Origin of the sequence: Kerstersia sp., assembly GCF_052103615.1 — a bacterium.
GTDB lineage: Bacteria > Pseudomonadota > Gammaproteobacteria > Burkholderiales > Burkholderiaceae_B > Kerstersia.
On sequence record NZ_JBQEKA010000021.1, the window covers coordinates 1 to 24,051 of the forward strand.

A 24,051-nucleotide genomic window follows, 5' to 3' on the forward strand; every position below is an offset into this window, starting at 1 on the left:
GCCGGCGTCCTTGGCAGTTTCCGGCGCGGGGGCCGGCACATTCTTTTTTCGCTTGAAGAAACTGAACATAATCAACCGTCGTGAAATACAGGAAGTACCCGTATGGATGCCAGCGGCCCGCGCCAGGGATGAATTCCCCGGCCGTCCACCGGCATCAAGCGGTGCCCGGCCCCCCGCCATAGCGAGGGGCCGGACACGGCAATATTGTCGGAGCCAGCGGCTCCCCCGAATGCTGTCAGCACTCCCGCCCCTAGGCCAGAGTTCTTCACAGGCGTTATTCTTGCATTTTCCGCGCATTTTGCCGCGGCTCACGGCATCAAACCATCACCATGCAGAAACATCGCATCCGCATTGTAGGCGGTCAATTCAAGCGCACGCCGATTCCTGTCATCGACGCGCCCGGACTGCGCCCGACCCCCGACCGGGTGCGCGAAACGCTATTCAATTGGCTCAACCACTTGTGGGACGAGTCCTGGCAGGACAAACAGGTGCTGGATCTGTTCGCCGGCACGGGCGCGCTGGGCCTGGAAGCCGTGTCACGCGGCGCCGGCCATGTCCTGATGATTGAAAACCACCGGGCCGCCGCAGCCGCCTTGCGCGGCCTGCGCGACAAACTCGGCGCCACCAATCTGCGGATTCACCAGGGAGACGCCTGGCAGGTGCTGGAACGGCTGGATGCCACGCGCTACGATCTCGTCCTGCTGGATCCGCCCTTCGGCCTGGGCCTGCTGGAACGCATCTGGCCCGCCCTGCCGGGCATTCTCAACCCCGGCGCTTACGTCTATGCAGAATCCGAAAGCGCCATCGAACTGCCTGAAAATTCGACGGTGATTCGTTCTGGCAAGGCAGGCGCAGTCCACTACTATCTGCTACAGTTTGCTGCACCGCAATAGCGGTAAGAAATATCCCACCGGGCGAAGCCCCGCCGCGCCAACCGCCCTTGCGCGAGAACAGTGGAAATGGAGACTTGCATGATTACCGCTATATACCCAGGTACTTTTGATCCCCTCACCCGCGGCCACGAAGACCTCGTCCGCCGCGCCGCCGCCATCTTTGACCGGGTGGTGGTCGGCATTGCCCACAGCCGCGGCAAAAATCCGTTCTTCACCATCGAAGAACGCCTGGCCATTGCCCAGGAAGTGCTGGGGCATTATGACAACGTCGAGATTCATAGCTTCGACGGCCTGCTCAAGGATTTCGTGCGCGACCAGAAAGGCCGTGTGATTGTGCGCGGCCTGCGTGCCGTGTCCGACTTCGAATACGAGTTCCAGATGGCCGGCATGAATCGCCACCTGATGCCTGAAGTCGAAACGCTGTTCATGACGCCGTCAGATCAATATCAGTTCATTTCGGGCACGTTCGTGCGTGAAATCGCCTTGTTAGGCGGAGATGTCAGCCAATTCGTGTTCCCTTCCGTGGAACGCTGGCTGCAGGAAAAAGCTCGCAAGCGCCGCGAAGCCGCGGCCGGCTAAAGCCGCCGTCCGCCGCGCCTGCCAGACCGCCATGGCCCACGCCATGGCGGCTTTTTTGCGCCGATACCCCTGCCGCCAGCGGGGCTGTCCGCTGTATTCCTGGCCAGAGGGCTACAATACAGTTTCCTGAAACCGCATTCCCCAACGCTGGCGGATACTGCCATGGCGCTGCATATTACTGAAGAATGCATCAACTGCGACGTCTGCGAACCGCAGTGTCCCAATGATGCCATTTACATGGGCGCGGAAATCTACGAGATCAATCCCGACGCCTGCACCGAATGTATCGGCCACTATGACGAGCCACAGTGCCAAGTCATTTGCCCGGTCGAGTGCATTGAAATTCACCCTCAATGGCAGGAAAGCCAGGAAACTTTGATGGAAAAATTCCATCGCCTGACTCGTGTCAAGGTAGATCCGACAGCCGCCTGATGCGGCCGTTCCGGCGGTGCCCTCAGCGGCAGACCGCCGCGCTCCTCCCGTTCATCGAACCAATCCGCGAGCGCCTCACCGTCCACGGCATGAGAAAATCCATGCCGTTTCAAAGTGTCTGTTTCAAGGTGTCTGAGTGACAGGACATCGGGCATCAAAGAACGCATAAAAAAACAACAGGCCTGAAACGGATGCTCCCGTTTCAGGCCTGTTTGCGTCAGGAGTGCTGGCGCTCACGCCAGGCTGCTTACAGCCCGCGTATCATGCGCTGCAATTGGCCCCGGATCGCGGATCCCACAATCTTTTCGAACTGCACGGCATATTGCGGATCTGACCAGTCCCCCGTAATGTGTACCGGCACGCGTATTCCTTCCAGTATCCCCAGCTGACGCGCATTGGCATGCCTGCGCAGGCCTTGCATGCGCGCCTGCAGCGTCAGATTCAGACGGCCATCGAGCAGGTTCACGGTTCCTTGCTGGCTTTGCGACACCTTGATGTAGGTGCTGTCCAGATTCAGGCGGCGCAGCGTAGCGATGCCCTTGGCCAGCGCCGCCTGCACATCCAGTGAAGAAAAACGGGTCATGCCGGAACGCTGGATTGCCGGAGCAACGCCGCGCTTGAGCCCCTCGCTGAAATCGGCCAGCCATTGCTCCGCATCCAGGCCGTCAAGCATCCCGTCCACGACCTTCAGACGCGCCGAACCGCCAAGACTGGCCAGCCAATCCTGCGCCTTGGCGCCCTGCGCCGACAGGTCGAGCGCGATATCCGCCTTGCCGCTGATCATGGGCGCCACGCCGGCATCCTGCAGCATGGCCCCCAGCACCACGCCGTTCAGATTCAGTTTGAGTTTGGCCTGTTTGCCTTCCTCGGCCAAGGAGGCGTTGCCGCTCAACTGGCCTTCGTACAACCCGGCATGCACATCACGCAATTGCAGCTTGCCCGCGCCTGCATCCAGTTGCGCCCGCACGTTCTTGGCTTTCAGGCCTTGCAGCACGAGGTCACCGATACGAATATCGCCCTTCACCGCGGTTTTGCTCAACCAGCGCCAGGAAGACGCTTCCGGGGCTGGCGGCGCCGCTTGTGCCGGTTCGGCTGCTGCCGCATCCGCTTCCGGCTCGCTCTCTTGCGTTTCGGGCTCGGTTTCGCCCTTGCGTTCCTGCTCGGTATTTTCAGCCGTGGCCTGAGCGCCTGGCAGCAATTTATCGAGATCCAGGATATCGGCCGCCAGCGAGAATGTCACTCCCTTGCCCGGCTGCGCATCATATTCCATGCCCAGATCGAACTTGCCGCCTTCCAGCACCGCATTGATGCTGGCCTTGCCCGTGCTGTTCGCAAAATCGGCGGACATGCTGCCAATGACAGGTATGGACAAGGCGCCCTTGGGCAAATCCGGGTCCGTAATCACAATATCGCCCTTCAGCCCCGTCAAGGCGACTTCTTCCTGCAAGGGGCGCAGTTCGACTGGCGATGCCAATTGCGTTTTCACGAGCCGGCTGCCCTGCCGGACAGCGGCATCCAGCTTCAGCTGGCTGAAGTCCATATCGGCGGCCGTGCCTTCCAGGCCTTCCAGGCCAAAGGAAATATCCACAGCATCTTCGCCGCTCAAACGCCAGCGCCCTGTCACCGGCTCACCACCAGCCTGGGTAGGCGACACATCCAGCGCGGGCGCATCCACCGCCAGTTCAAACGGCTGCTGCGTCAGGGCACCCTTGGCGCGTACCGCCATGCGTTCCAGCTGCATGCGCCAGGAAGCCGGATAGGCCGCCAGCTTGGCGATCTGAATATTCGTATCAACACCCGTCAATGGCCGGTTGCCGGCAACATCGCCCTGGAAGATCAATTCCAGGCCAGCAACATCCAGCGTGCGCTGAGCGCCGTCAAAAGCCAGGCTGTTGCCGCGCAGGCTGAGACTGTCCGCTTGCAGCGGCCCCAGCTTCCCCGTCAGTTTGGTGTCCAGCTTTTGGGCCGCGTATTGCCGCTTGACCGGATCCAGCTTGAACATGGCCTGACCGGACAGGTCAGCCGCTACCTCAGGCTCAGCACCGGCCATTTTGGCCGACCAGGCCACATTGAACGGTTGGCCAAACGTCACGCGCCCCGTATTGATATCAAAACGGTAGAGGCGGACGGCAGCGCCGGAAGCCGCATCGCTGAACAGGATTTCGCCATCCTTGAGCGTCAGCCCGGCAATGTCGATATCCATGTCGCGGCCCTGCGCTGCGGCATCTGCCGAGCTCACTGCCTGCGCCGCTGCCTGCACGCCCGCCGCCATACCGCCAGCGATGGCAGCGTCGGCGGATACCTTGCGGGCATTGGCGGGATTGGCCTCATGCGGCGCATCCCCCAGCAAATCCTGAAAATTGAAATTACCCTGGGCGTCGCGCGCTACCCTGGCCTTGAGTCCGTCAATCGCCACATTATCGACCACCAGGCGGTTGAACAGCAGCGGCCAGACGGCGACGGCCAGCCGCGCGCTTTCCACTGACGCGAAGACGTCATCCGAATCCGGTTCGGATAGCGAGACTTCGCGCAAGGTCAGGCCAATACGCGGAAACAGGGAAAAATCCAAAGGCCCATTGACAGTCAGCGTGCGGTCGTAGCGTTCATGCACGGCCTGCGCCAATCTATCTTTATAAGCATTGGGATCAAACGTCAGAAGGAAAATCGCAATGCCAACCACGGCAATCACAATCAGTGACGCCAGTGCGATGACAATGCGTTTGAACCATTGTTTCATTGCATTCCAGGGAAAGCCGGTCTAACCATCCGGCCTGTCTTTCCCCTGCGGGATAACGACAATGGCCGTAAAGCCCCAATGCTAACGCAAGTCGCCGCAGGTGTGCGGTACCCAGGGGGGCATGAACATTGCAACGATTTGTCCATTGCCGTCATTCGCCGGCACCCAAGCGGCGCCATGGCCCCGCCCCGCAGGCTTTTAACCTGGCCCCCGCAAGGCCGCCAGCACTGCAGGCAAGGCGCTGATCAAATCCTCGGCGATCAGCCCGGGGCCCGTCCGCTGCGCCGTCTGGCCATGCAGCCAGGCTGCCGCGCAGGCCGCTTCAAACACCGGCATGCCCTGGGCCATCAAGCCGCCCGCCAAGCCAGCCAGCACATCTCCGGTTCCGCCGCTGGCCAGCCAGGGCGGCGCGCAAGCATTAATCACCGCGCGGCCATCCGGCGCGGCAATGACGGTATCCGGCCCTTTGAGCAACACCACGGCACCGCTGCTGCGCGCCGCCGCGCGCGCACGCGCCAGCTTGCCGCCGCCAGCCTGAAACAGCCGGGCAAACTCGCCTTCATGCGGCGTCAGCAGGCAGGGGCCCTGTATGGCATCGAACAATGCTTGCGGCTGGTCCTGGAACACCGTCAAGGCATCGGCATCCAGCACGCAGGCCCGGCCCGTCCGCAAAGCGGCCAGGACAGCCTCCCGCGTGCCGGGCTCCACCCCCGCCCCCGGCCCGATGATGCAGGTGTTGCGCCGTTCATCGGCCAGCAGCGCTGCGAAGCCATGTTCGGCGTCCAGCGCCGCCACCATGACACTTTCCAGCGCCGCCGCGTACACCGGCCAGACCGCTGCGGGCGCCCCCAGCGTGACCAGCCCAGCCCCGACCCGCTGGGCCGCGCGCGCCGACAGGCGGCTCGCGCCAGTCATGCAGGCGCCGCCCAGCACCAGCGCATGCCCCCTGGCATATTTATGGCCTTGCACATCCGGCCAAGGGTAAAGCGGGCGCCACACGGCTGGATCATTCAGCCAGGTCTGCAAAGGCATGTCCGCCAGCACCGCCTGCGGCATGCCGATACCGGCCAGTTGCAATTCGCCGCATAAGGCGCGCCCAGGGTACAGCCAATGCCCAGGCTTGCCCCGTTCGAATGCAACGGTCAGATCGGCCCTGACCGCCACACCACGCACCTTTCCCGTGGCGCCATCCAGGCCGCTGGGCACATCCACGGCGCAAACCGGCAAACCGCTATCGGCCAGGCTCACGACCAGCCGCGCCGCGTCGCCTTCCAGGCCACGCGCCAGCCCGGCGCCGAATAATGCATCCAGCACCAGATCCGTTTCGGCAAAACTCACCTGTTCTGCCGCCAGCACCGGGCCGGACCACAGGGCAGCCGCCCAGGCCGCATCGCCGCGCAAGGCGGCACGATCCCCCAGCAGCGCGACCCTGACCGGCCAGCCCCTGGCAGCCAGAATACTCGCCGCCACAAAACCATCACCGCCATTGTTGCCCGGGCCGCAAAGCACCAGCAGCCTTCCGCGCGGCCAGCGCCCGGCCAAGGCATCGGCCACGGCCATGCCAGCGGCATGCATCAATACCGTGCCCGGCACCCCTGCTGCCATGGCTGCCTGGTCTGCCGCCGTCATTTCTGCCGGCGTCAGCAATTCATAGCCCGATCCTGAGCGACTCATTCCCGCACTCCTTTTGCTTCTCCCGTCCCTTCCCCTAGCGCCGCATCACTGACCGCGCGGCACTGCCGGAATCCGTATCCTGGCGTCATATTGGCCCGGCTCATTCAAGTCAGTGACAAACCCCACGGCGAGGACGCCGCCTTCTGCCGCATCCAGCCATTGCGCAACGCCGACATCGGCGCGGACATGCCCATTGCCCGCGATCAAGACCGCCGGCCTGTCATCCGCGCGCCGCAGGCTTTGCGCCATCACGGCATCACGCGCCATCTGCGCCCGCGAAAAAGGCGCGACCTGTTCTGCGGTCGCATGGCCGCCATGCAGGCTGGAAAAAATCTCATTGTGCAAAGGCAGCAAACGCGGCGGCACATCGCCATCCAGCCTGAGCGCATGTTGCTCTTCCGGCGTGAAAACCGCCGGCACGCCCTGCCGCAACACCTTGCCGGCCTCGGCACGCGACAGATTCGCGGGCACTAGCGGCAGGTCATAACGCAAGGCCAGGGCCACGACCGGACGATAAAACTCCCATTGCCAGCCCGATTTGGCGGGTGCCGCACGCTGAATCACGCAATCGGCATCCTGCCCGCATTCCGCCTGGGCCCGGCGCAAATCTTCCGCCTGTTCCTGGTCAAACTGCTCCATGGCGATGACGGGGCGCCAGCCCTGCGCCACGGCCTGTTCCAAGGCCTCATGGCGCAAACGGTGGCCCTCGGCGTTATCGTGCTGCTCACCCAGCAAGACATAACGGTATTGCGGCATAGCCTGCGCCAGCGTGGCGGTATCCGTCCAGCCCGATGCAGGTAACTCCACTTTGGCAACGGGCGCCGCCGCGGGCGCCTCTGCGGCCGGTGCTGCGGCCGGCACGGCAGAGGGGACCGTGGCGGAACATGCTGCCAGCACCAAGCCGGCCGAAGCGGCCAGAACAGCCGCGCTGAGGGAAGTCAATCGAGAGTTCATAAGGGCAAATGCCAGGAAGTCAGGGGAGGATCAAGTCCCCTGTAGCATACCCTTATATTCCCCTTGCGCTCCAACCGGCCGCCCGCGCCTGCCTCAATCCAGCGCCATGGCCAGAAGCTCTTCCGCAAACGCGAAGGCAGTTGACGCCCCAGTCCCGCCCGTCACTATTCCGACCACGACACCGGGGGCAGGCGCTGCCTTGAACACGACCTCATCCGCCGACGCGTACGTCCCGGTCCAGCGTTCCACAATCTGCAAACCCGGCAAGGGCATCACGCGTTGCAGCTCCTGCAGAATCAAGGCATCGGTCGCCTCCTGGGCGAACGGTGTTTCAGCGCCGTCATAGACATGGCTATCGCCGACCACCAGCGTGCCGTCGGCGGATTGCACAGCAATCAGGTGCACGCCCTGGCGCAAGTGCTCGGCCTGTTCCTGCTGCAAACGCGCCCGCAAAGCCTGTGCCTGCGGCAAGGCCGCATATCCTTCATAGCGCACCAGGCTCAAGTCCGACATCACCGGCGCGGGCAAATCCAGCGCGCGGGCCGGCCGGACACGCAGCATCTGCAAGGTGCACAGCCGCGCCCGCGCCTGGGCGATGACGGCGGGATAGAGGCTATTCAGATCATGGCCTGGGCAAACAATGCAGCGTGTGGCGCGCATGCGCCCCCGGCTGGTGTCGATATGCGGCAAGGCGATGCCCTGCACGCTGGTATTCCAGTGAAATACCACGCCCATTTCCTGCTGCAGCCAGCGGGCCAGCTGCGCCACGGCTTCCCGCGATTCCACCCGGCACTCGTGCGGGCTATACAGCGCCCCCGCGCCCTGCCCCAGGAAGGGATAGCGCTGCGCCGTCTGCGCTTGCGTCAGCAATTCGCAGGCCTGCCCCATTTCTGTCGCGGCAAAAGCCTCCAGCACCGCCATGGCTTCGGGGCGCTGGGCCAGCACGCACAGGCCATGCTGCAGCACCTGAATCCCGGCACGGGGCGCGACCTCGCCCCAGACTTCGCGGGAACGCATGGCACGGCGCCAATGATCACCGGCACGCTGGCCGGTGACGGTCACAAACCCGAAGTTGCGCACCGAAGCGCCCACGCTGCGCGCCTGGCGCTCCACCACGGCCACCCGCAGGCCCTGGCAACGCGCCGCGTAAGCGGCTGCCAGCCCCACGATACCCGCCCCCACGACCAGCAGGTCGTAAGTCCCATCCTGCGCCGCGCTGTTCATGCCCGGCCCCGCTGCGCTGCCGCGGCTGCCGCCAGGGCGGCGCGCCGCTGTTCAAACCTTCCCAAGAGCCACTCCTCAAGTGCTGATACGTTCAGGCGGCACTCTAGGGAATAGTTGTGTCGGTTTTTTGACTAGTCATCATCACGGCGCCCAGGCTTCAGCGTTCAGCCACGCCCCGCTCATCGAGCTGCAAGGACATGCACTGCAAATCCAGCCAGCGCCCGAACTTGAAACCCGCCTGGCGCACCACACCAGCGTCTTCAAAGCCTAGTTGCCGGTGCAATGCGATAGATGCCTCATTGGATGCGTCTATCGCCGCCACCATGACATGGCGGCCCTGCGCGCGCGCCGCGTCGATCAGGGCCGCCAGCATGCGCCGGCCCAGCCCCATGCCGCGGCAGTCTTGGCGCACATAAACGGAATGCTCCACGGTATGGCGGTAGCCATCAAAATTGCGCCAGGGGCCGAAGCTGCCATACGCCAGCACGGCGCCCTCGGCGTCCGCCAGCACCAGCACCGGAAAGCCGCCCTCCCCGCGCGCCGCCAGCCAGGCCAGCCGGTTCTCGGCATCCACCACGGCATCGTTCCAGATTGCCGTCGAGTGGCGCACGGCATCGTTGTAAATCGCCGCGATCCCGGCGGCATCAGCCGCCTGCGCGGCGCGCAGCGCCACACCCTTGTCTGCCCCTGCTGCCGTCATCGCAACCCCTTAGAGGCCCAGCACTTTGGCGACATAATCGGCATCCTTGTCGCCACGGCCCGACAGATTCACCAAAATGGTCTGCTCAGGACGCAGCTGCGGCGCCTGGCGGATTGCCCAGGCAACCGCATGGGCGCTTTCGAGCGCCGGAATAATGCCTTCCACCCTTGAGAGCCGCATGAAAGCGTCCAGGGTTTCCTTGTCGCTGGCGGTCTCATAATGCACCCGGCCCTGTTCCTTCAGGTAGCTGTGCTGCGGCCCCACGCCCGGATAGTCCAGACCGGAAGCAATCGAATGCACGGCGGCAGGATTGCCCGCCGCATCTTCCAGCACATAGCAGGCCATGCCATGCAACTGCCCCGGCTTGCCCATACTGAGTGTCGCGGAATGGCGGCCCGGCTTGTCCAGGCCCTCGCCCGACGGTTCAACCCCGACCAGCGTCACCCCCGCATCATTCAGGAAAGCCGTGAACATGCCAATGGCATTGGAGCCGCCGCCCACGCAGGCCGCCACATAATCCGGCAAGCGGCCATGGCGCGCCTGGAACTGCTCGCGCGCCTCGCGGCCAATAATGGACTGGAAGTCACGCACCATCTTGGGGAAAGGGTGCGGGCCGACCACGGAACCGATGGCATAGAAGAAGGCCTGCGGATCCTTGAGGTATTCCTCAAAAGCGCTGTCCACGGCTTCCTTGAGCGTTGCCGCGCCACGCGTCACCGGCACCAGCGTGCAGCCCAGGATACGCATCTTGATGACATTCGGATGCTCTTTCTCAATGTCCACTTGCCCCATATGGATTTCGCAGGGAATCCCCACCAGGGCGCAAGCCGTCGCCAGCGCCACGCCATGCTGGCCAGCACCGGTTTCGGCAATGACTTTTTTCTTGCCCATGAAACGGGCCAGCAGCGCTTCGCCCAGGCAGTGGTTGATCTTATGCGCCCCAGTGTGGTTGAGGTCTTCCCGCTTGAGGTAAATCTGCGCCCCGCCCAATTGCTCGGACAAACGCCGCGCATGGAAAATCGGGCTGGGCCGCCCCACATAATCCGCAAACAGATCCGCCAGTTCCTGCTGGAAATCCTCGCGCTGGCGAATGGTTTCATAGGCCTGGTCAATCTCATCCATGACCTGTTTCAAAGCCGGGGGCACGATCTGGCCGCCGAAAGGACCGAAAAAGCCCTGGGCATCGGGCATGGGGGCAAACGAAGAGTGCGAAGAGCTCATGACGGATAGCGCGGAACGCGAAAAAAGTGGAAAGGAATGCGTGAATAAGTCTGCGGGGATTATATGTTTTGCTTGCCGCAGCGCGCCAAACACCACGGCCTCGCCAGGCGCGCTCAATAAACTAATGCCATAAATTTCGTTGGCCGCCGCCAGGACAGACGCCAAGCTACCTACCTCTGGCGGCATCGTCCGAATACTGCTGATCCGCTCCCTTCCCCTTCTGTCACAGGCCCCTTCAGCATGAGCGCCATCTTCGAGATCCCGCCGGACATCTTCTGGTTTCTGCCCACCTCCGGCGATACCCGCTACCTGGGCACTTCGGACTTCGGCCGCGCGCCCAGTAACGAATACCTGCGCAGCATCGCCACCACCAGCGAGAACCTGGGCTATGACGGCCTGCTGATTCCCACCGGCAGCTCCTGCCTGGACCCCTGGGTGGTGGCCGCCAGCCTGGTGCCCGTCACCCAGCGCATCAAGCTGCTGGTGGCCTTGCGCACCTCACTGGGCGCGCCGGTGTCCAGCGCCCGGCAGGCGGCCACGCTGGATCAGGCCTTGCATGGCCGCCTGCTGCTCAATGTGGTGCCTGGCGGCGATGCCACGGAACTGGCTGCCGATGGTGTATTCCTCGACCACGACACCCGCTACGACTACGCGGCCGAATACCTGACGATCTGGCGCCGTCTGCTGGCCGGTGAAACCGTGGATGTGGATGGCCAATATTTCAAGGTCAAACAAGGCCGGAATTTTTTCCCGCCAGTGCAGCGGCCTTACCCGCCGCTGTATTTCGGCGGTTCCTCGGCGGCTGCCCACGAGCTGGCCGCCAGCCAGGTGGATGCCTATCTCACCTGGGGCGAACCGCCGGCGGCTGTCGCGGAAAAGTTTGCCGATGTCCGCGAGCGCGCCGCCCGCCACGGCCGCACGCTGAAGCTGGGCGTGCGCCTGCATGTCATCGTGCGGGAAACCAATGAAGAAGCCTGGGCCGAAGCCGACCGCCTTATCAGCAAGCTGACCGACGACGATATCGCGCAGGCACAAAAGAACTACGCCCGCATGGACTCTGTCGGCCAGGCGCGCATGGCCGCCCTGCACGGCGGCCGCCGGGACCGCCTGGAAGTCTCGCCCAACCTTTGGGCCGGGGTCGGCCTGGTGAGGGGCGGCGCCGGTACGGCCCTGGTGGGCGACGCCGCCACGGTTGCCGCCAAGCTCAAGGAATATGCCGACCTGGGCGCGGATACCTTCGTGCTGTCGGGCTACCCGCACCTGGAAGAATCCATCCGCTTTGCCGAACTTGTCTTTCCCCTGCTGGGCAAACGCCCCGTCACCCTGAGCGGCCAGGCCCAGACCGGCGGCGCCTTCGATGCCCGCGCCATTCATACACTCAAGGAATCCACCTCATGAGCCGGAACATCATAGACATGCGTTGCCGCCCGGCTTTTCTGCATGATTTTTTCGGCGCCACCCCAGGTTCCCCCGCCCATGAAACGGCGCGCTGGCTGAACCGCCGCGTGGGCACACGCGGCAGCGATACGCACTTTGAAAAATCCCTGACGCACCAAGGTTTTCTGCAGGAAGTCCGTGATGCGGGCCTGAGCAAGGCTGTCGTTGTCGGTCGCCGCACGCCGGTGCAGCACTTGTCCAATGAAACTATCCACCAGATTGTCCACGGACACAGCGAACTGCTGGGCATTGCCGGTGTGGATCCGGTCTCGCAAGGCGAACGCGCCGCGCTGGAAGATATCGAGCATGCCATCGGCACGCTGGGCCTGGCGGGCATAGACCTGGAACCCGGCTTCGGCGAACCGGCACGCCACCCCGACGACCCGGTCTATTGGCCGATCTACGAATTGGCGCGCCGCCTGGGCGTGCCGGTATTCCTGATGAGCGGCCCCACCACGCCGGACCCGCGCTTCAACGATCCGGTTGGCCTGGCGCGGGTGGCCCAGGCCTTTCCCGATCTGCCGCTGGTGGTGTATCACGGTTATTGGCCCAATGTGCAACAAGCCATCGGGCTGGCCTTCCGCCATGCCAACGTTCATCTGGTGCCGGATATGTATCTGTTCCAGCCAGGCAGCGAAGCGTATGTGCAGGCCGCCAACAGCTTTCTGTCAGAGCAGTTGCTGTTCGGTTCGTCCTACACCTTCCGGCCCATCCGCCAGAGCATCGACGATTTCCTGCAACTGGGTTTCCGTGATGACAGGCTGGAATCCCTGCTGTATGGCAACGCCGCGCGCCTGTTCGGGCTAGGCGCGGCCTGAGGCTTCCGACTGGGCTGGCGCCTTGAGGGGCCAGCCCTGCCAATCAGCCTGAAAATCGGCAGGCCACCAGCCTGCCCGCTGTGCCAGCCTTAGCGTGCCTGGCGCTCCAGCCAGGGCAAGGTATAGAGTTTTTCATCCTTGCCCAGCGACTCATGGATCTGCGCCCGCACCACGGGTGATTCATGATACAGACGGATCAATTGCCGCAAGCGCGGATCTTCCGGTTCACCCGCGCGCGTGACGAAATGGATGGCGTATTTTTCATCCTCCGCGCCCGAATAGGCCAGGCCGCCGGAAGCCACATCACTGCGGCCTGCCGCCACAAAAAACAGCGGCGCGCCGACCGCCAGGTCCACATCGTCGAGCGCCCGCGCCAGCTGCGGGCCAGGCACTTCCACGAACTTCAGCTTCCTGGGGTTTTCAGTGATGTCATGCACCGTGCTGAATGCAGCCTCGGGGTTTTTCACCCGGATCAAACCCAGCTTCTGCAAAAACAGCAGCTGCCGCCCCTGATTGGTCACATCGTCATACACGGATATCGTCGCGCCTTCGGGCACCGCCTCCAGTGCCTGAATGGTTCTGGAGAACAAACCAACGTTCATCAGAAAGCCGACATCGGCCACCTTGAAATGGTAACCGCGCGCTTTGGCAGCGTTGTCCAGAAACGGCAGATGCTGAAAATAATTGGCGTCCAGGTCCTTGGCCGCCAGGGCTTCGTTGGGCGCTGTCCAATCGCTGAACTCAATGACCTCGACTTCCAGCCCCTGCTTTTTTGCTTCTGCTGCCGCCGTTTCCAGGGACGGCGCGGTGACCGCGGACACCCCGATTTTCAGCGGTGCGGCCTGCGCCGCCATGCTCATGGCCAGGCCTGCGGCGCTCAGCGCCAGCCAAAATGTCTTCTTTGCTAGTCGAATCATCACTCTCTCTGCTTCACTTCGGAAACCTGGGGCGCTAGCGCGGCCTGCCCTTCCGTCAGCCATGTCAGGCTGTAGAACTTGGCCTCGCCAGCGTAGGAATCATGTATCCGTTGCCGGACGGCGCCGGATGACTGGTAAATCCCGATGAACTGCCGGATGCGGGGATCGTCTGCGTTGTCGGCCCGCGTCACGAACTGTATGCCCCAGAACGGATCGGTGCCCGTGCTGTAGAACAGCCCCTGGTGCGCCGTCTCCGCCAGCCCCGCCTGTACCAGGCTGCCTGCCGTAACGACCACGAGATCCGCATCATCCAAGGCACGCGGCAATTGCGGCCCGGCCAGCTCCACAAACACCAGTTGCCCCGGGTTCTCGGCGATGTCGTCGAGTTGCGCCAGCCTCGGCGCATCCGGCCGCAAGCGGATCAACCCGGCGTCCTGCAAGGTTTCCAAGGCCCGGGTCTGATTGGAGGTGTCATTGGCCAGCGCCACGCGCGCGCCCTTGGGCAACGTTGCCAGCGACGCATGACGTTTGGAAAACAGGCCGATATTGCCGCGCACGCCCGGCCCGGCGCTGCGCAGGCTCTGGCGGTTTTCCCGATTGAAGGTGTCCAGGAAGGCCTGATGCTGGTAGTAGTTCAGGTCGAGGTCGCCATTGACCAGCGCGGTATTGGGCAAGGTCCAATCGGTAAACTCGATCAGCTGCACCGCCAGCCCTGCCGCCTTGGCTTCATCCGCGGCTATCTGCGCCGAATCCGCCAAGGCGCCTGGCGTCACGCCGATTTTCAGCGGCTGCGCGCCGGCCGCGGCCAGGCAGCACAGCGACGCGGCCAGGCCTGCCGCCCATTTGCTGGGGATTCCAAACCTGCAAAAACCGCCAAGCCCGCCAAGCCTGAAACACCAGGCGAACCTTCCAACCCTGCCGGGCTTGCCCAGCCATCCGCGCCGCGCGCCCTCTGGCCGCTGGGACGTGGCGCTTTGCGCTGTCGGTTTCATGGCTGCGCCTCGGCCGCGGCAGCCTGCGCCGCCTGCGCTTGCCCAGGCCCAGGCTGCACGCGCCATTGCGCCGCAGGATGGCGATCCGGCAAGCGGTCGCCCTGGCCAAATAGTTTCTGCCGCAAAGTGCCCGGCGCATAAGCGGTACGGTAACGTCCCCGGCTCTGCAGCTCGGGCACAACGAAACGGGCAAAGTCTTCCCAGGTTTCGGGCACCACGATGCGCGTCAGGTTGAAGCCGTCTATCTCCCCCTCGTCCATCCAGCGTTCCAGCGCATCGGCCACCTGCACCGCATCTCCAACAATGGTTTGATAGCGGCTGCCCAGCCCGAACTGTTCCAGCAGCTGGCGGCGTGTCGTCCAGCCCTGTTGTTGAGCCGCCTGGGCCGCCGACTGAATGGCATTGCTCTGGCCATACTGAATCGGTTCATCCAGGCCATAGCGTGAAAAATCCACCCCGGTGCTGGCGGCAAAGTGCGCCAGGCCGCCTTCCGCACTGGCATGACTCAGATAATCCGCATATTTTTCCTGGGCTTCGGCTTCGGTCTGCCCCACCACGACCGCCACGCCCACATAAATTTTGAGCGCCGCCGGGTCGCGGCCAGCCTCCGCCGCCGCCTGACGCAGGCGCCGCGACGTTTCGCGGGCCGCGGCAGGCGTCGCCGCACCGATGAAAATCCCTTCGGCATGCTGCCCGGCAAACCTGCGCCCGCGAGAGGAAGCGCCCGCCTGGAACAACACAGGCGTGCGCTGCGGTGAAGGCGCGCTCATATGAATCGCATGGCTGCGGTAAAACGGCCCCTCATGCCGGACGGCATGCACTTTCTCCGGCAGGGCATGAATCCGCCGGGCGCGGTCGGCAATCACTGCGCCATCTTCCCAGCTGCCCTCCCAGAGCTTATAGGCCAGCGTCAGGAAATCATCGGCGCGGTCATAGCGGGCATCATGCTCAGCCAGGCCATCCTGGCCCAATCCCCGGGCGCCGCTATCCACATAGCCCGTCACAATATTCCAGCCGATGCGGCCATTGCTCAACTGATCCAGCGTGGAAACATCGCGCGCGAAAGTATAGGGATTGAGCGCCCCCACCGTGGCCGTGACGCCGAAACCGAGATGCTCGGTAACAGCCGCCATCGCGGATACCAGCAGCCAGGGATTGTTCACCGGCAGTTGCACGGCCTCGCGCAAAGTCAGATCGGCATTGCCTTGATAGACATCGTAATAGCCCACCACATCAGCAATGAAGAGGCCGTCAAACAGGCCTTGCTCCAGCGTTCTGGCGATATCCGTCCAGTATTTCAGGGTGTGGTACTCCGTGGAGCGATCACGCGGATGCGTCCACAGGCCATGGTGAATATGGCCCACGCAGTTCATATTGAAAGCGTTGACGTGAATCTGCTTTTTCGATTGCGGCATGACGGTGCTCACGGTTGCAGCCAAGCCAGGCAGTACAGCCTGGGCTCGTTCTGATAGAACGTCCTGATGGTCTCGCGCACAGCTGGCGAGTGTTTGTCGGTCAGCATCCTGTGCCATCAAAGCGCGCCGTGGCGCGGCGGATAAATGCCATTGAGGGCATAGTTGCCTATCGCGTGGTATTTCCAGCGCACCGGATCATGCAGGGTATGCACTCTGGCGTTACGCCAGAACCGGTCCAGCCCCAGATCATCCAGCGTGGCGCCGGTTCCGGCCAGTTCAAACAGTTTGCTGCCGGCCAGCAGGCTGGCGCTGGTACTCAGCGCCTTGGCCTGGGCCACGGCAATCGACGCGCGCGCCACGCTGGCTTCATCCGGCGCCGCCTGCGCCGCATCGACCAGCCGGGCTGCGCGGGCGATCAGGGCGTCAGCCGCTCGCAGACGCACATGGACATTACCCAATTGCTGCAAAAGCAAAGGGTCATCGCTGGCGCGTTCAACGCCTGCATCTATCCACGGGCGCGCCTGCTCGCGCACAAAGGGCAAGGTGGCCGCCAGCGCGCCATGGCCAATGCCGGCATCCAGCGCGGCATGAATGATCTGCGCAAACGGGCCTATGGTCGTCGGCGTCTCAAATGAAGTCTGAAATGGCACCACCCAGCCGGGGTCCACCCGCACCCGGTTCAAGCGGACCGAGCCGCTGCCCGTCACGCGCTGGCCGAAACCATCCCAGTCATCGGTGATTTCCACGCCTGCGGCTGCCCGCGGCACGAATACCAGGTATTGCCGTTGCGCATCGGCATCCTGCGCCGTCACCAGCGTCGGTATCCAGTGCGCGAAAATGGCGCCCGTGCAATAGAACTTGCTGCCTTCGACATACCAGCCATCGCGCTCGCGCACTAAACGCGTGCGCCGCTTGAAATCCTTGTGGCCGATTTCCGCCAGGGCGTTGCCCAGCCGTTCACCACGCAGCACACGGTCATAGAAAAAAGCCTGCTGCTCCGCCGAACCGCCCACCCGCAGCACTTCCAGCGCATAGAAATGGTTTTGCGGGATATGGCCGAAATTGCCATCGGCAGCGGCAATCAGCGCCACCACTTGCGCCAGCACCGCAGCAGACACCCCTGCGCCGCCATAGGCCTTGGGAACCGTAATGCCCCAAAGCCCGCTACGGCTGAATGCCTCCACTTCGCGCCAGGGCAATATACGCTCGCGGTCGCGGCGCACGGCCTCTACTGCCAGCGTTTCCGCCAACTGCCGGGCCACCTGCAACGCTTGCGCCGCATCGGTGATAACCGCCGCCGGCGGGGCCGCAGCGGGCGCCGCCGCTACCGCCAGTATGTCAGTGTCCTGCGGCAGCGCCACATCCTCATATCGTGTCATCCCGGTGTCCTCCCCGCCCGTCCGCCTAATTCCATTGATGCCGCCGCGGCAGCACGCCATTGAGCAAGTAATTGCCCAGGAGGTGATATTTCCAGCGCACCGGGTCATGCAACGTATGCACACGCGCATTACGCCAATGACGGTCCAGGTTATGCGCGGCGCGCGTCGCCGATGACCCTGCCAGCGCGAACAACTGTTCGCTGGCCGCCAGCGCGGCCTCGGTCGTCAAGATTTTGGCCTCCGCCACCGCTACCGAGGCCCGCGCGGCAGCCGCGGCGTCCACAGCCGCCAGGGCGGCCAGTTCATCCAACGTCCTGGCGCTTTCCAGCAATACGGCGTAGGCCGCTTCAACCTCGACCTGCAACTGCCCCACTTCCTGGATCAAGTGGGGATCCAGGGCAGCGCGGCTGACCCCGGCGTCTATCCATGGCCGGCTTTTTTCGCGCACGAATGCCAGCCCGTCCGCCAGAGCGCCCTGCGCAATGCCAGCATCTATGGCCGCCTGAATCAACTGCGAGACCGGGCCGGACAGATTGGGCGTGTCGGCATGACGCCACAGCGCCACGACATCATCGGGCGCGACCGCGACGGCATCAAATACCACGCTGCCGCTGGCCGTGGTGCGCTGGCCAAACGAACGCCAATCGTCAATCACATGCACCCCCGGGGCATCGCGCCGCACCCAGACCTGCACCGGCCTTTCTGCTTCATCGACCGCCCGGAAAGGAATCCAGTGCGCGAAAATCGCGCCCGTCGAATAAAAACGCGTGCCGCTGACCCGCAGCCCGCCTTGCGCATCACGATGCAGGCGGGCAGTCGCCTGATGCAGATGCGCCGCCCTGGCCTTGCGCTCCGGCCCGGCGTTGCCGAAACGGTGCCCGTCGAGCACGGCGCGGAACCAGCGCGCCTGCTGCGCAGCGCTGCCGGTATCCCGCAGATTCTGGATCAGGGCAAAATGGTTTTGCGGAATCTGGCCCAGTGAGGGGTCGGCCGCGCAGAGCGTCGCAAACACCTGCGCCAGCGTTTCATAGGAAGCTTCCAGGCCACCGTAGGCGCGGGGAATCGTAATGGCGCCCAGGCCGCTGGCGGTATAGCTTTCGATTTCATCCCAGGGCAGACGGCGCTCCCTGTCGCGCTGGGCCGCCGTCTGGCGGAACGATGCGGCCAGGCGCGCGGCAACCTCCAGCGCTTGCGCTTCGCTGGCGATCCGGTGCGGCGCACGCGGCGGCAGCGGCAAACGCGCCGGTTCCAGCGTCGATGATGCGGCGGTCAGGCGGGCCTGACTGTTTTCAAGCTTGCTCATGGGCAGCCTCTCCGTCCCAGGGTTGAGTCCAGCGTATTCAACGGCTGCGCAGCCAACGCACATAGGCATCTCCGCCAGCCTGCACCACGGACACCAGCGCGATCAGCACGGCGATTACGATCAGCATGACCTGGGTATCAAAGCGCTGATAGCCATAGCGGATGGCCAAATCCCCCAAGCCGCCGGCGCCGACCGCCCCGGCCATGGCCGAAGAACTGATCAGCGCGACCACGGTGATGGTGAAGCCCCCCACGATGCCCGGCAGCGCCTCCGGCAAATACACATGGCGCACGATGCTCCATTTTTTGCAGCCCATGGCCTGCGCCGCTTCAATCAAACCGGGATCGACCTCGCGCAGGCTGACTTCGGCAATACGGGCGAAAAACGGCGTGGCGCTGATGGCCAGCGGCACAATGGCCGCCCAGACGCCGATAGTGGTGCCCGCCACCAGCCGGGTAAAAGGAATCAAGGCGACCAGCAGCACAATGAAAGGCGTTGCGCGGAACCCATTGACTACGCTGCCAATGGCCCGGTTCACCCGGGGTGACGCCAGGAAACCGCCAGGCGCCGTCACGATCAGCAAAATGGCCAAAGGCACACCGGCAGCCAGGGCAATGACGCCCGACACCCCGACCATCATCAAGGTGTCGGACAAGGCTTGCCAGTAGCGTTCAGCGGGAATGGATAGCGTCAGCGACATAGCCGATAACCTCGATGTGATGAGCGATGGCCGCCGGGCCGCGCGTCAGGGAATGAAGATCCGGCAACAGCGTCTTGCCGTCCAGAGCCAGCAGCAGGCGGCCATGGGCATGGCCCTGAATGCGGTCCACACCGCCATGGATCAGACGCTGGTCGCCAGGCAGCGCCTGGGCAATCCGCAGGAAATCCGGTTCCAGGCCGCTTTCGCCGCTATAGTCCAGCGCCAGGATTTGTTCATAACGGCCCGAGGCTGGCGGCCGCTGCAGCAGCCGGGCCTGCAAATCGTCCGGCAGGCCATGCTGCAAGGGCGCGAGCAAGGCCCGCGTCGCCGCATGCCTGGGCGCGCCAAAGACTTTCCAGACTTCCCCTTGCTCGACGATGCGCCCCTGTTCCAGCACCAGCACCTGATCGGCAATCTCGCGGATGACGCTCATTTCATGCGTGATCAGAATGACGGTAATGCCCAGGCGGCGGTTGATATCGCGCAACAGCGCCAGAATGGCGTGCGTCGTTTCCGGGTCCAGCGCGGAAGTGGCCTCGTCGCAAAGCAAAATTTCAGGGTGCGTCGCCAGCGCCCGCGCAATGCCGACGCGCTGCTTCTGCCCGCCGGACAGGCGGCCAGGGTAAGTGTCCTGCTTATCCTGCAAGCCCACCAAAGCCAAGAGTTCCTGCACGCGCGACTTGATTTGCGCGCGCGGCAAACCGGCAACCGTCAGCGGCAAGGCCACATTGTCAAAGACGGTTTTGGCCGACAGCAGATTGAAGTGCTGAAAAATCATGCCGATCCGGCGGCGCAATTGCACCAGCCCGCTTTCACTCAAGCGGCCGATATCCGCGCCATCCACCAGCACCTGCCCGCTGGTCGGCTGCTCCAGGCGGTTGATCGTGCGCAACAGGCTGGACTTTCCGGCGCCGCTGCGGCCGATGATGCCGAAGATACTGCCCGCCGGAATATCGAGATTGATATCCTCCAGCGCCGCGACCGCTCCGGCCGATGAATGATAGGTCTTGCCGACCTGGCGGAAAGAGACCGAGCCTGCGCCCGCCGCGACGGTTTGTGCGCGGATCTCCGCTACCGGCAAAGGCTCGTGCAGGACATCATTGCCGACCGCGTAACCGCCATCGAAGACATCCCCTTGAGAAAGACTGCGCCGCAAGGCGGTCGTAAGCGTCATATTGATTCCTTGATAAAGGACGCCCTCCCAGGCGCCGCGCAGCGGTTCTTACTTGCGTGTCCAGGCCAGCGTGTACAGACGGTCATCGTTATTGAATGACTGGCGCGTCACGGCCTTGACCTCGGGGGATTGCTGATAGATGCCGATGAACTGGCGGATGAGCGGATCCTGTTCCCGGCCTTCCTTGACGACAAACTGGATCGCGAACTGCGCGTCCTCAATGCCCGAATACGCCAGGCCGCTGGAAGGATCGAATGCCTGAGCCGCCACAATGAAATGCGGATATCCCTGGGCGATATCGACATCCCCGGTAATACGCACCAATTGCGGGCCTTCCACCTCGACAAAACTCAGGTTCCTGGGATTTTCAACAATATCGTCGAGGGTTCCCAGATATCCGACGTCCGGTTTCAATTTAATCAATCCGGCTTTCTGCAATAACAACAGGCCGCGCCCCTGATTCACCGGATCATTAGCAATACCCACTTTGCCATTCAGCGGCACAGCATTCACATCATTATGTTTGAGGGAATACAAGCCAACATTCGCCAGAATGCCGGTATCAGCGCTGCGCAATTTGAATCCCTGCTTGGCAATCGCATTATTCAAAAAAGGCTGATGCTGGAAATAATTGATGTCGATATCACCATTATTGACAGCCACATTCGGCGTTGTCCAATCGGTGAATTCGATAACCTCCACCTCTATTCCCTGGGCCCGTGCTTCCTTGGCCGCAGCATTGATGGAATCGGCATACGCCCCCGGCACCACGCCAATACGCAGCTTTTCTGCCGATTGCGCGGGCATGACCGCCATGGCGATGGCACTGGCCAGCAAAAACTGCTTGATATGACTCAACATGATGCGACCCCTGAAATAGATTCAATCCATGCCTGCCGCAATAAACATTGCGGCAGTTTGCGCTGCGATGCCAAACAGGGCAGCGATTGCGCTGCGCGCCTGCCAATCGCGTCAAAGTACCTTGCCCTGACGGCAAGGCCGGCATACCCCCTGCACTCAGAATTGATTGAACCCGCAATTGCGGCACCGGCACCACTACTGTTTATTTATTTCCTTATATGCCAGTCCCATTGCGCGGATCTCATATTGCAGTTTTCTATAACCCGGCCTTATATAGAAATCCCAATTCATGCATTTGAATTCCCGGGTTTGCCATTGCTGTCTGCCGCGGTTCTCTGCGCTCAGCGGCAGACAAAGCCATGGCAGGCGGATGCGGCCAGCCGCTGGCCCGGCGCCTGCGCCACCCCGCTATAATTCTCAATATGTGAGAACACATCTTATATGTTGATAAATCATGGCGGCCACGTTAATCTTTGTCCTGTTCCCGGCGCCGTGGGCGGCGGGATCGCAACACAGCGGCCGTCATCCGGGCAGCCGCGGAACATATAAAAAGGCCCGCGCGCCGCGCGGCCTGGTGATGGAGACTGACGTGGCAGAGAAAAAACTCAAGGCCGCGATCATCGGTTCCGGCAATATCGGCACGGACCTGATGATCAAGATATTGCGGCATGGCAAGAACCTGGAAATGGGCGCAATGGTCGGCATCGACCCTGCCTCTGACGGCCTGGCGCGCGCCGCGCGCCTGGGTGTCGCCACGACGCACGAAGGCGTCGAAGGGCTCATCAAACTGCCCGTTTTTGCCGATATCGACTTCGTGTTCGACGCCACCAGCGCTGGCGCCCATATCAAGAACGACAAGCGGCTGCGCGAAGCCAAGCCGGGCATCCGCGTCATCGACCTGACGCCCGCCGCCATCGGCCCCTATTGCGTGCCCGTCGTCAACCTGAACGACCACATCAATGAAGCCAATGTGAACATGGTCACCTGCGGCGGCCAGGCCACCATCCCGATGGTGGCTGCTGTTTCCCGCGTGGCCAAGGTTCACTATGCGGAAATCGTGGCCTCCATCGCCAGCAAATCGGCCGGCCCCGGCACCCGCGCCAATATCGACGAATTCACCGAAACCACTTCGCGCGCCATCGAACAAGTTGGCGGCGCTGCCAAGGGCAAGGCCATCATCGTGCTGAATCCGGCCGAGCCGCCACTCATCATGCGCGACACGGTCTATGTGCTGAGCGAAGCCGCTGACCAGGCCAAGGTGGAAAAATCCATCGAAGACATGGCGGCTGCCGTCCATGCCTATGTGCCGGGCTACCGCCTGAAGCAAAAAGTGCAATTCGACGTCATCCCGCCGGAAGCGCCCCTGAATATCCCCGGCCTGGGCAAGTTCAGCGGTCTGAAGACCTCGGTGTTCCTTGAAGTCGAAGGCGCGGCGCACTACCTGCCCGCCTACGCCGGCAACCTGGACATCATGACCTCCGCCGCGCTGGCCACTGCTGAAAGCATGGCTGAGTCCATCATCAACGCCTGAGGGGGAGACCAATCATGACCTTCAATCCCGGCAAGAAACTCTATATTTCCGACGTGACGCTGCGCGACGGCAGCCACGCGATCCGCCATCAGTACTCCATCCAGAACGTCAAGGACATCGCGCGCGCCCTGGACAAAGCCAAGGTCGATTCCATCGAAGTGGCGCACGGCGACGGCCTGCAAGGTTCGAGCTTCAACTACGGCTTTGGCGCGCATACCGATCTGGAATGGATAGAAGCGGTCGCGGGCGAACTGAGCCATTCGAAGATCGCCACGCTGCTGCTGCCCGGCATTGGCACCATCCATGACCTGGAAAATGCCCACAAGGCCGGCGCCAGCATTGTCCGCGTCGCCACGCACTGCACGGAAGCCGATGTTTCCAAGCAGCACATCGAACGTGCCCGCGAACTGGGCATGGACACGGTCGGCTTCCTGATGATGAGCCACATGACCACGCCGGAAAACCTGGCGGTCGAAGCCAAGAAGATGGAAAGCTACGGCGCCACCACCATTTATGTCGTGGACTCGGGCGGCGCGCTGGGCATGCAGGATGTGCGTGACCGTTTCCGCGCGCTGAAGGCTGTCCTCAAGCCTGAAACCACGACCGGCATGCACGCCCACCACAATCTGTCGCTGGGTGTCGCCAACTCCATCGTCGCCGTGGAAGAAGGCTGCGACCGCATTGACGCCAGCCTGGCCGGTATGGGCGCGGGCGCAGGCAACGCGCCGCTGGAAGTCTTCATCGCCGCGGCCGAGCGCCTGGGCTGGAACCACGGCACCGACCTCTACACCCTGATGGATGCGGCCGACGACATCGTGCGCCCGTTGCAGGACCGCCCGGTGCGCGTGGACCGCGAAACCCTGGCGCTGGGCTACGCTGGCGTGTACTCCAGCTTCCTGCGTCACGCAGAGGTTGCCGCCAAGAAGTATGGCCTGAGCACTGTCGATATTCTGGTCGAACTGGGCAAGCGCCGCATGGTCGGCGGCCAGGAAGACATGATCGTGGACGTGGCCCTGGATCTGCTGAAACAGCCGGCCTGAGCCTGACACACCAGACAGACTGCGCGGCGCGCCATGCGCGCCGCCCGGCCTGCCTCAAAAAAGCCGGTGC

Annotated in this window: 21 protein-coding genes; 7 read left to right on the forward strand and 14 right to left on the reverse strand. The window is 63.1% G+C overall.

Features of this window, described 5'->3' with window-relative positions; genetic code table 11:
- The first annotated feature begins 329 nt into the window (after positions 1–329).
- The 3 genes from rsmD to ACTJGZ_RS07040 all read left to right on the forward strand — a co-directional run bounded on the left by rsmD (position 330) and on the right by ACTJGZ_RS07040 (position 1,904).
- Positions 330–893 (forward strand): 16S rRNA (guanine(966)-N(2))-methyltransferase RsmD, encoded by a 564-nt coding sequence (gene rsmD, locus ACTJGZ_RS07030; RefSeq protein WP_441662228.1) that lies wholly within the window; start codon positions 330–332, stop codon positions 891–893.
- Between the two features lie 78 nt (positions 894–971).
- On the forward strand, positions 972–1,472 hold the full coding sequence (gene coaD, locus ACTJGZ_RS07035; protein WP_441662229.1) for a pantetheine-phosphate adenylyltransferase: 501 nt from the start codon (positions 972–974) through the stop codon (positions 1,470–1,472).
- Positions 1,473–1,634: 162 nt separating this feature from the next.
- Entirely contained in the window at positions 1,635–1,904 is a 270-nt protein-coding gene (locus ACTJGZ_RS07040; RefSeq protein WP_441662230.1) for a YfhL family 4Fe-4S dicluster ferredoxin, read from the forward strand.
- A 247-nt stretch (positions 1,905–2,151) separates the two neighbouring features.
- Here ACTJGZ_RS07040 and ACTJGZ_RS07045 read toward each other — a convergent pair whose 3' ends face one another.
- The 6 genes from ACTJGZ_RS07045 to trpB all read right to left on the reverse strand — a co-directional run bounded on the left by ACTJGZ_RS07045 (position 2,152) and on the right by trpB (position 10,414).
- Positions 2,152–4,641, reverse strand: coding sequence for an AsmA family protein (locus ACTJGZ_RS07045; RefSeq protein ID WP_441662231.1), 2,490 nt, complete (start codon positions 4,639–4,641; stop codon positions 2,152–2,154).
- A 198-nt stretch (positions 4,642–4,839) separates the two neighbouring features.
- Positions 4,840–6,315, reverse strand: a complete 1,476-nt coding sequence (locus ACTJGZ_RS07050) for an NAD(P)H-hydrate dehydratase (protein ID WP_441662232.1) — start codon at positions 6,313–6,315, stop codon at positions 4,840–4,842.
- Between the two features lie 45 nt (positions 6,316–6,360).
- A complete protein-coding gene (locus ACTJGZ_RS07055; protein ID WP_441662233.1) occupies positions 6,361–7,269 on the reverse strand; it encodes a ChaN family lipoprotein in 909 nt (302 codons plus the stop codon).
- Positions 7,270–7,362: 93 nt separating this feature from the next.
- Positions 7,363–8,493 (reverse strand): TIGR03364 family FAD-dependent oxidoreductase, encoded by a 1,131-nt coding sequence (locus ACTJGZ_RS07060; protein ID WP_441662234.1) that lies wholly within the window; start codon positions 8,491–8,493, stop codon positions 7,363–7,365.
- A gap of 157 nt (positions 8,494–8,650) precedes the next feature.
- Positions 8,651–9,193 carry a GNAT family N-acetyltransferase gene (locus ACTJGZ_RS07065; protein WP_441662235.1) on the reverse strand — a complete coding sequence of 181 codons (543 nt, stop codon included), beginning with the start codon at positions 9,191–9,193 and terminating at the stop codon, positions 8,651–8,653.
- 9 nt (positions 9,194–9,202) lie between these two features.
- Positions 9,203–10,414 carry a tryptophan synthase subunit beta gene (gene trpB / locus ACTJGZ_RS07070; protein ID WP_441662236.1) on the reverse strand — a complete coding sequence of 404 codons (1,212 nt, stop codon included), beginning with the start codon at positions 10,412–10,414 and terminating at the stop codon, positions 9,203–9,205.
- Between the two features lie 240 nt (positions 10,415–10,654).
- Here trpB and ssuD point away from each other — a divergent pair, with 240 nt between their 5' ends.
- On the forward strand, positions 10,655–11,812 hold the full coding sequence (ssuD, locus tag ACTJGZ_RS07075) for an FMNH2-dependent alkanesulfonate monooxygenase (protein ID WP_441662237.1): 1,158 nt from the start codon (positions 10,655–10,657) through the stop codon (positions 11,810–11,812).
- Positions 11,809–12,669, forward strand: a complete 861-nt coding sequence (locus ACTJGZ_RS07080; protein WP_441662238.1) for an amidohydrolase family protein — start codon at positions 11,809–11,811, stop codon at positions 12,667–12,669. Before ssuD ends, ACTJGZ_RS07080 begins: the two co-directional genes overlap by 4 nt.
- 89 nt (positions 12,670–12,758) lie before the next feature.
- Here the strand turns inward: ACTJGZ_RS07080 and ACTJGZ_RS07085 are convergent, their stop codons facing one another.
- The 8 genes from ACTJGZ_RS07085 to ACTJGZ_RS07120 form a co-directional block, all read right to left on the reverse strand.
- The gene (locus tag ACTJGZ_RS07085; protein ID WP_441662239.1) at positions 12,759–13,586 is read right to left on the reverse strand and encodes a MetQ/NlpA family ABC transporter substrate-binding protein; all 828 of its coding nucleotides are present in this window, start codon (positions 13,584–13,586) and stop codon (positions 12,759–12,761) included.
- Entirely contained in the window at positions 13,586–14,359 is a 774-nt protein-coding gene (locus tag ACTJGZ_RS07090) for a MetQ/NlpA family ABC transporter substrate-binding protein (RefSeq protein ID WP_441662240.1), read from the reverse strand. Before ACTJGZ_RS07090 ends, ACTJGZ_RS07085 begins: the two co-directional genes overlap by 1 nt.
- A 215-nt stretch (positions 14,360–14,574) precedes the next feature.
- Complete coding sequence (locus ACTJGZ_RS07095; RefSeq protein ID WP_441662241.1) at positions 14,575–15,993, reverse strand: LLM class flavin-dependent oxidoreductase; 1,419 nt, start codon at positions 15,991–15,993, stop codon at positions 14,575–14,577.
- A gap of 116 nt (positions 15,994–16,109) precedes the next feature.
- Positions 16,110–17,372: an SfnB family sulfur acquisition oxidoreductase gene (locus ACTJGZ_RS07100; RefSeq protein ID WP_441662242.1), complete on the reverse strand. Its 1,263-nt coding sequence runs from the start codon at positions 17,370–17,372 to the stop codon at positions 16,110–16,112.
- A gap of 25 nt (positions 17,373–17,397) precedes the next feature.
- Positions 17,398–18,675 carry an SfnB family sulfur acquisition oxidoreductase gene (locus tag ACTJGZ_RS07105; RefSeq protein WP_441662243.1) on the reverse strand — a complete coding sequence of 426 codons (1,278 nt, stop codon included), beginning with the start codon at positions 18,673–18,675 and terminating at the stop codon, positions 17,398–17,400.
- Between the two features lie 37 nt (positions 18,676–18,712).
- Positions 18,713–19,375, reverse strand: coding sequence for a methionine ABC transporter permease (locus tag ACTJGZ_RS07110; RefSeq protein ID WP_441662244.1), 663 nt, complete (start codon positions 19,373–19,375; stop codon positions 18,713–18,715).
- Positions 19,347–20,549 (reverse strand): methionine ABC transporter ATP-binding protein, encoded by a 1,203-nt coding sequence (locus ACTJGZ_RS07115; RefSeq protein ID WP_441662245.1) that lies wholly within the window; start codon positions 20,547–20,549, stop codon positions 19,347–19,349. Before ACTJGZ_RS07115 ends, ACTJGZ_RS07110 begins: the two co-directional genes overlap by 29 nt.
- A 48-nt stretch (positions 20,550–20,597) precedes the next feature.
- The gene (locus ACTJGZ_RS07120) at positions 20,598–21,365 is read right to left on the reverse strand and encodes a MetQ/NlpA family ABC transporter substrate-binding protein (RefSeq protein WP_441662265.1); all 768 of its coding nucleotides are present in this window, start codon (positions 21,363–21,365) and stop codon (positions 20,598–20,600) included.
- A gap of 622 nt (positions 21,366–21,987) precedes the next feature.
- Here ACTJGZ_RS07120 and ACTJGZ_RS07125 point away from each other — a divergent pair.
- Positions 21,988–22,941 (forward strand): acetaldehyde dehydrogenase (acetylating), encoded by a 954-nt coding sequence (locus ACTJGZ_RS07125; RefSeq protein ID WP_441662246.1) that lies wholly within the window; start codon positions 21,988–21,990, stop codon positions 22,939–22,941.
- A 14-nt stretch (positions 22,942–22,955) separates the two neighbouring features.
- Complete coding sequence (gene dmpG, locus ACTJGZ_RS07130; protein ID WP_441662247.1) at positions 22,956–23,981, forward strand: 4-hydroxy-2-oxovalerate aldolase; 1,026 nt, start codon at positions 22,956–22,958, stop codon at positions 23,979–23,981.
- The last annotated feature ends 70 nt before the right edge of the window (positions 23,982–24,051 follow it).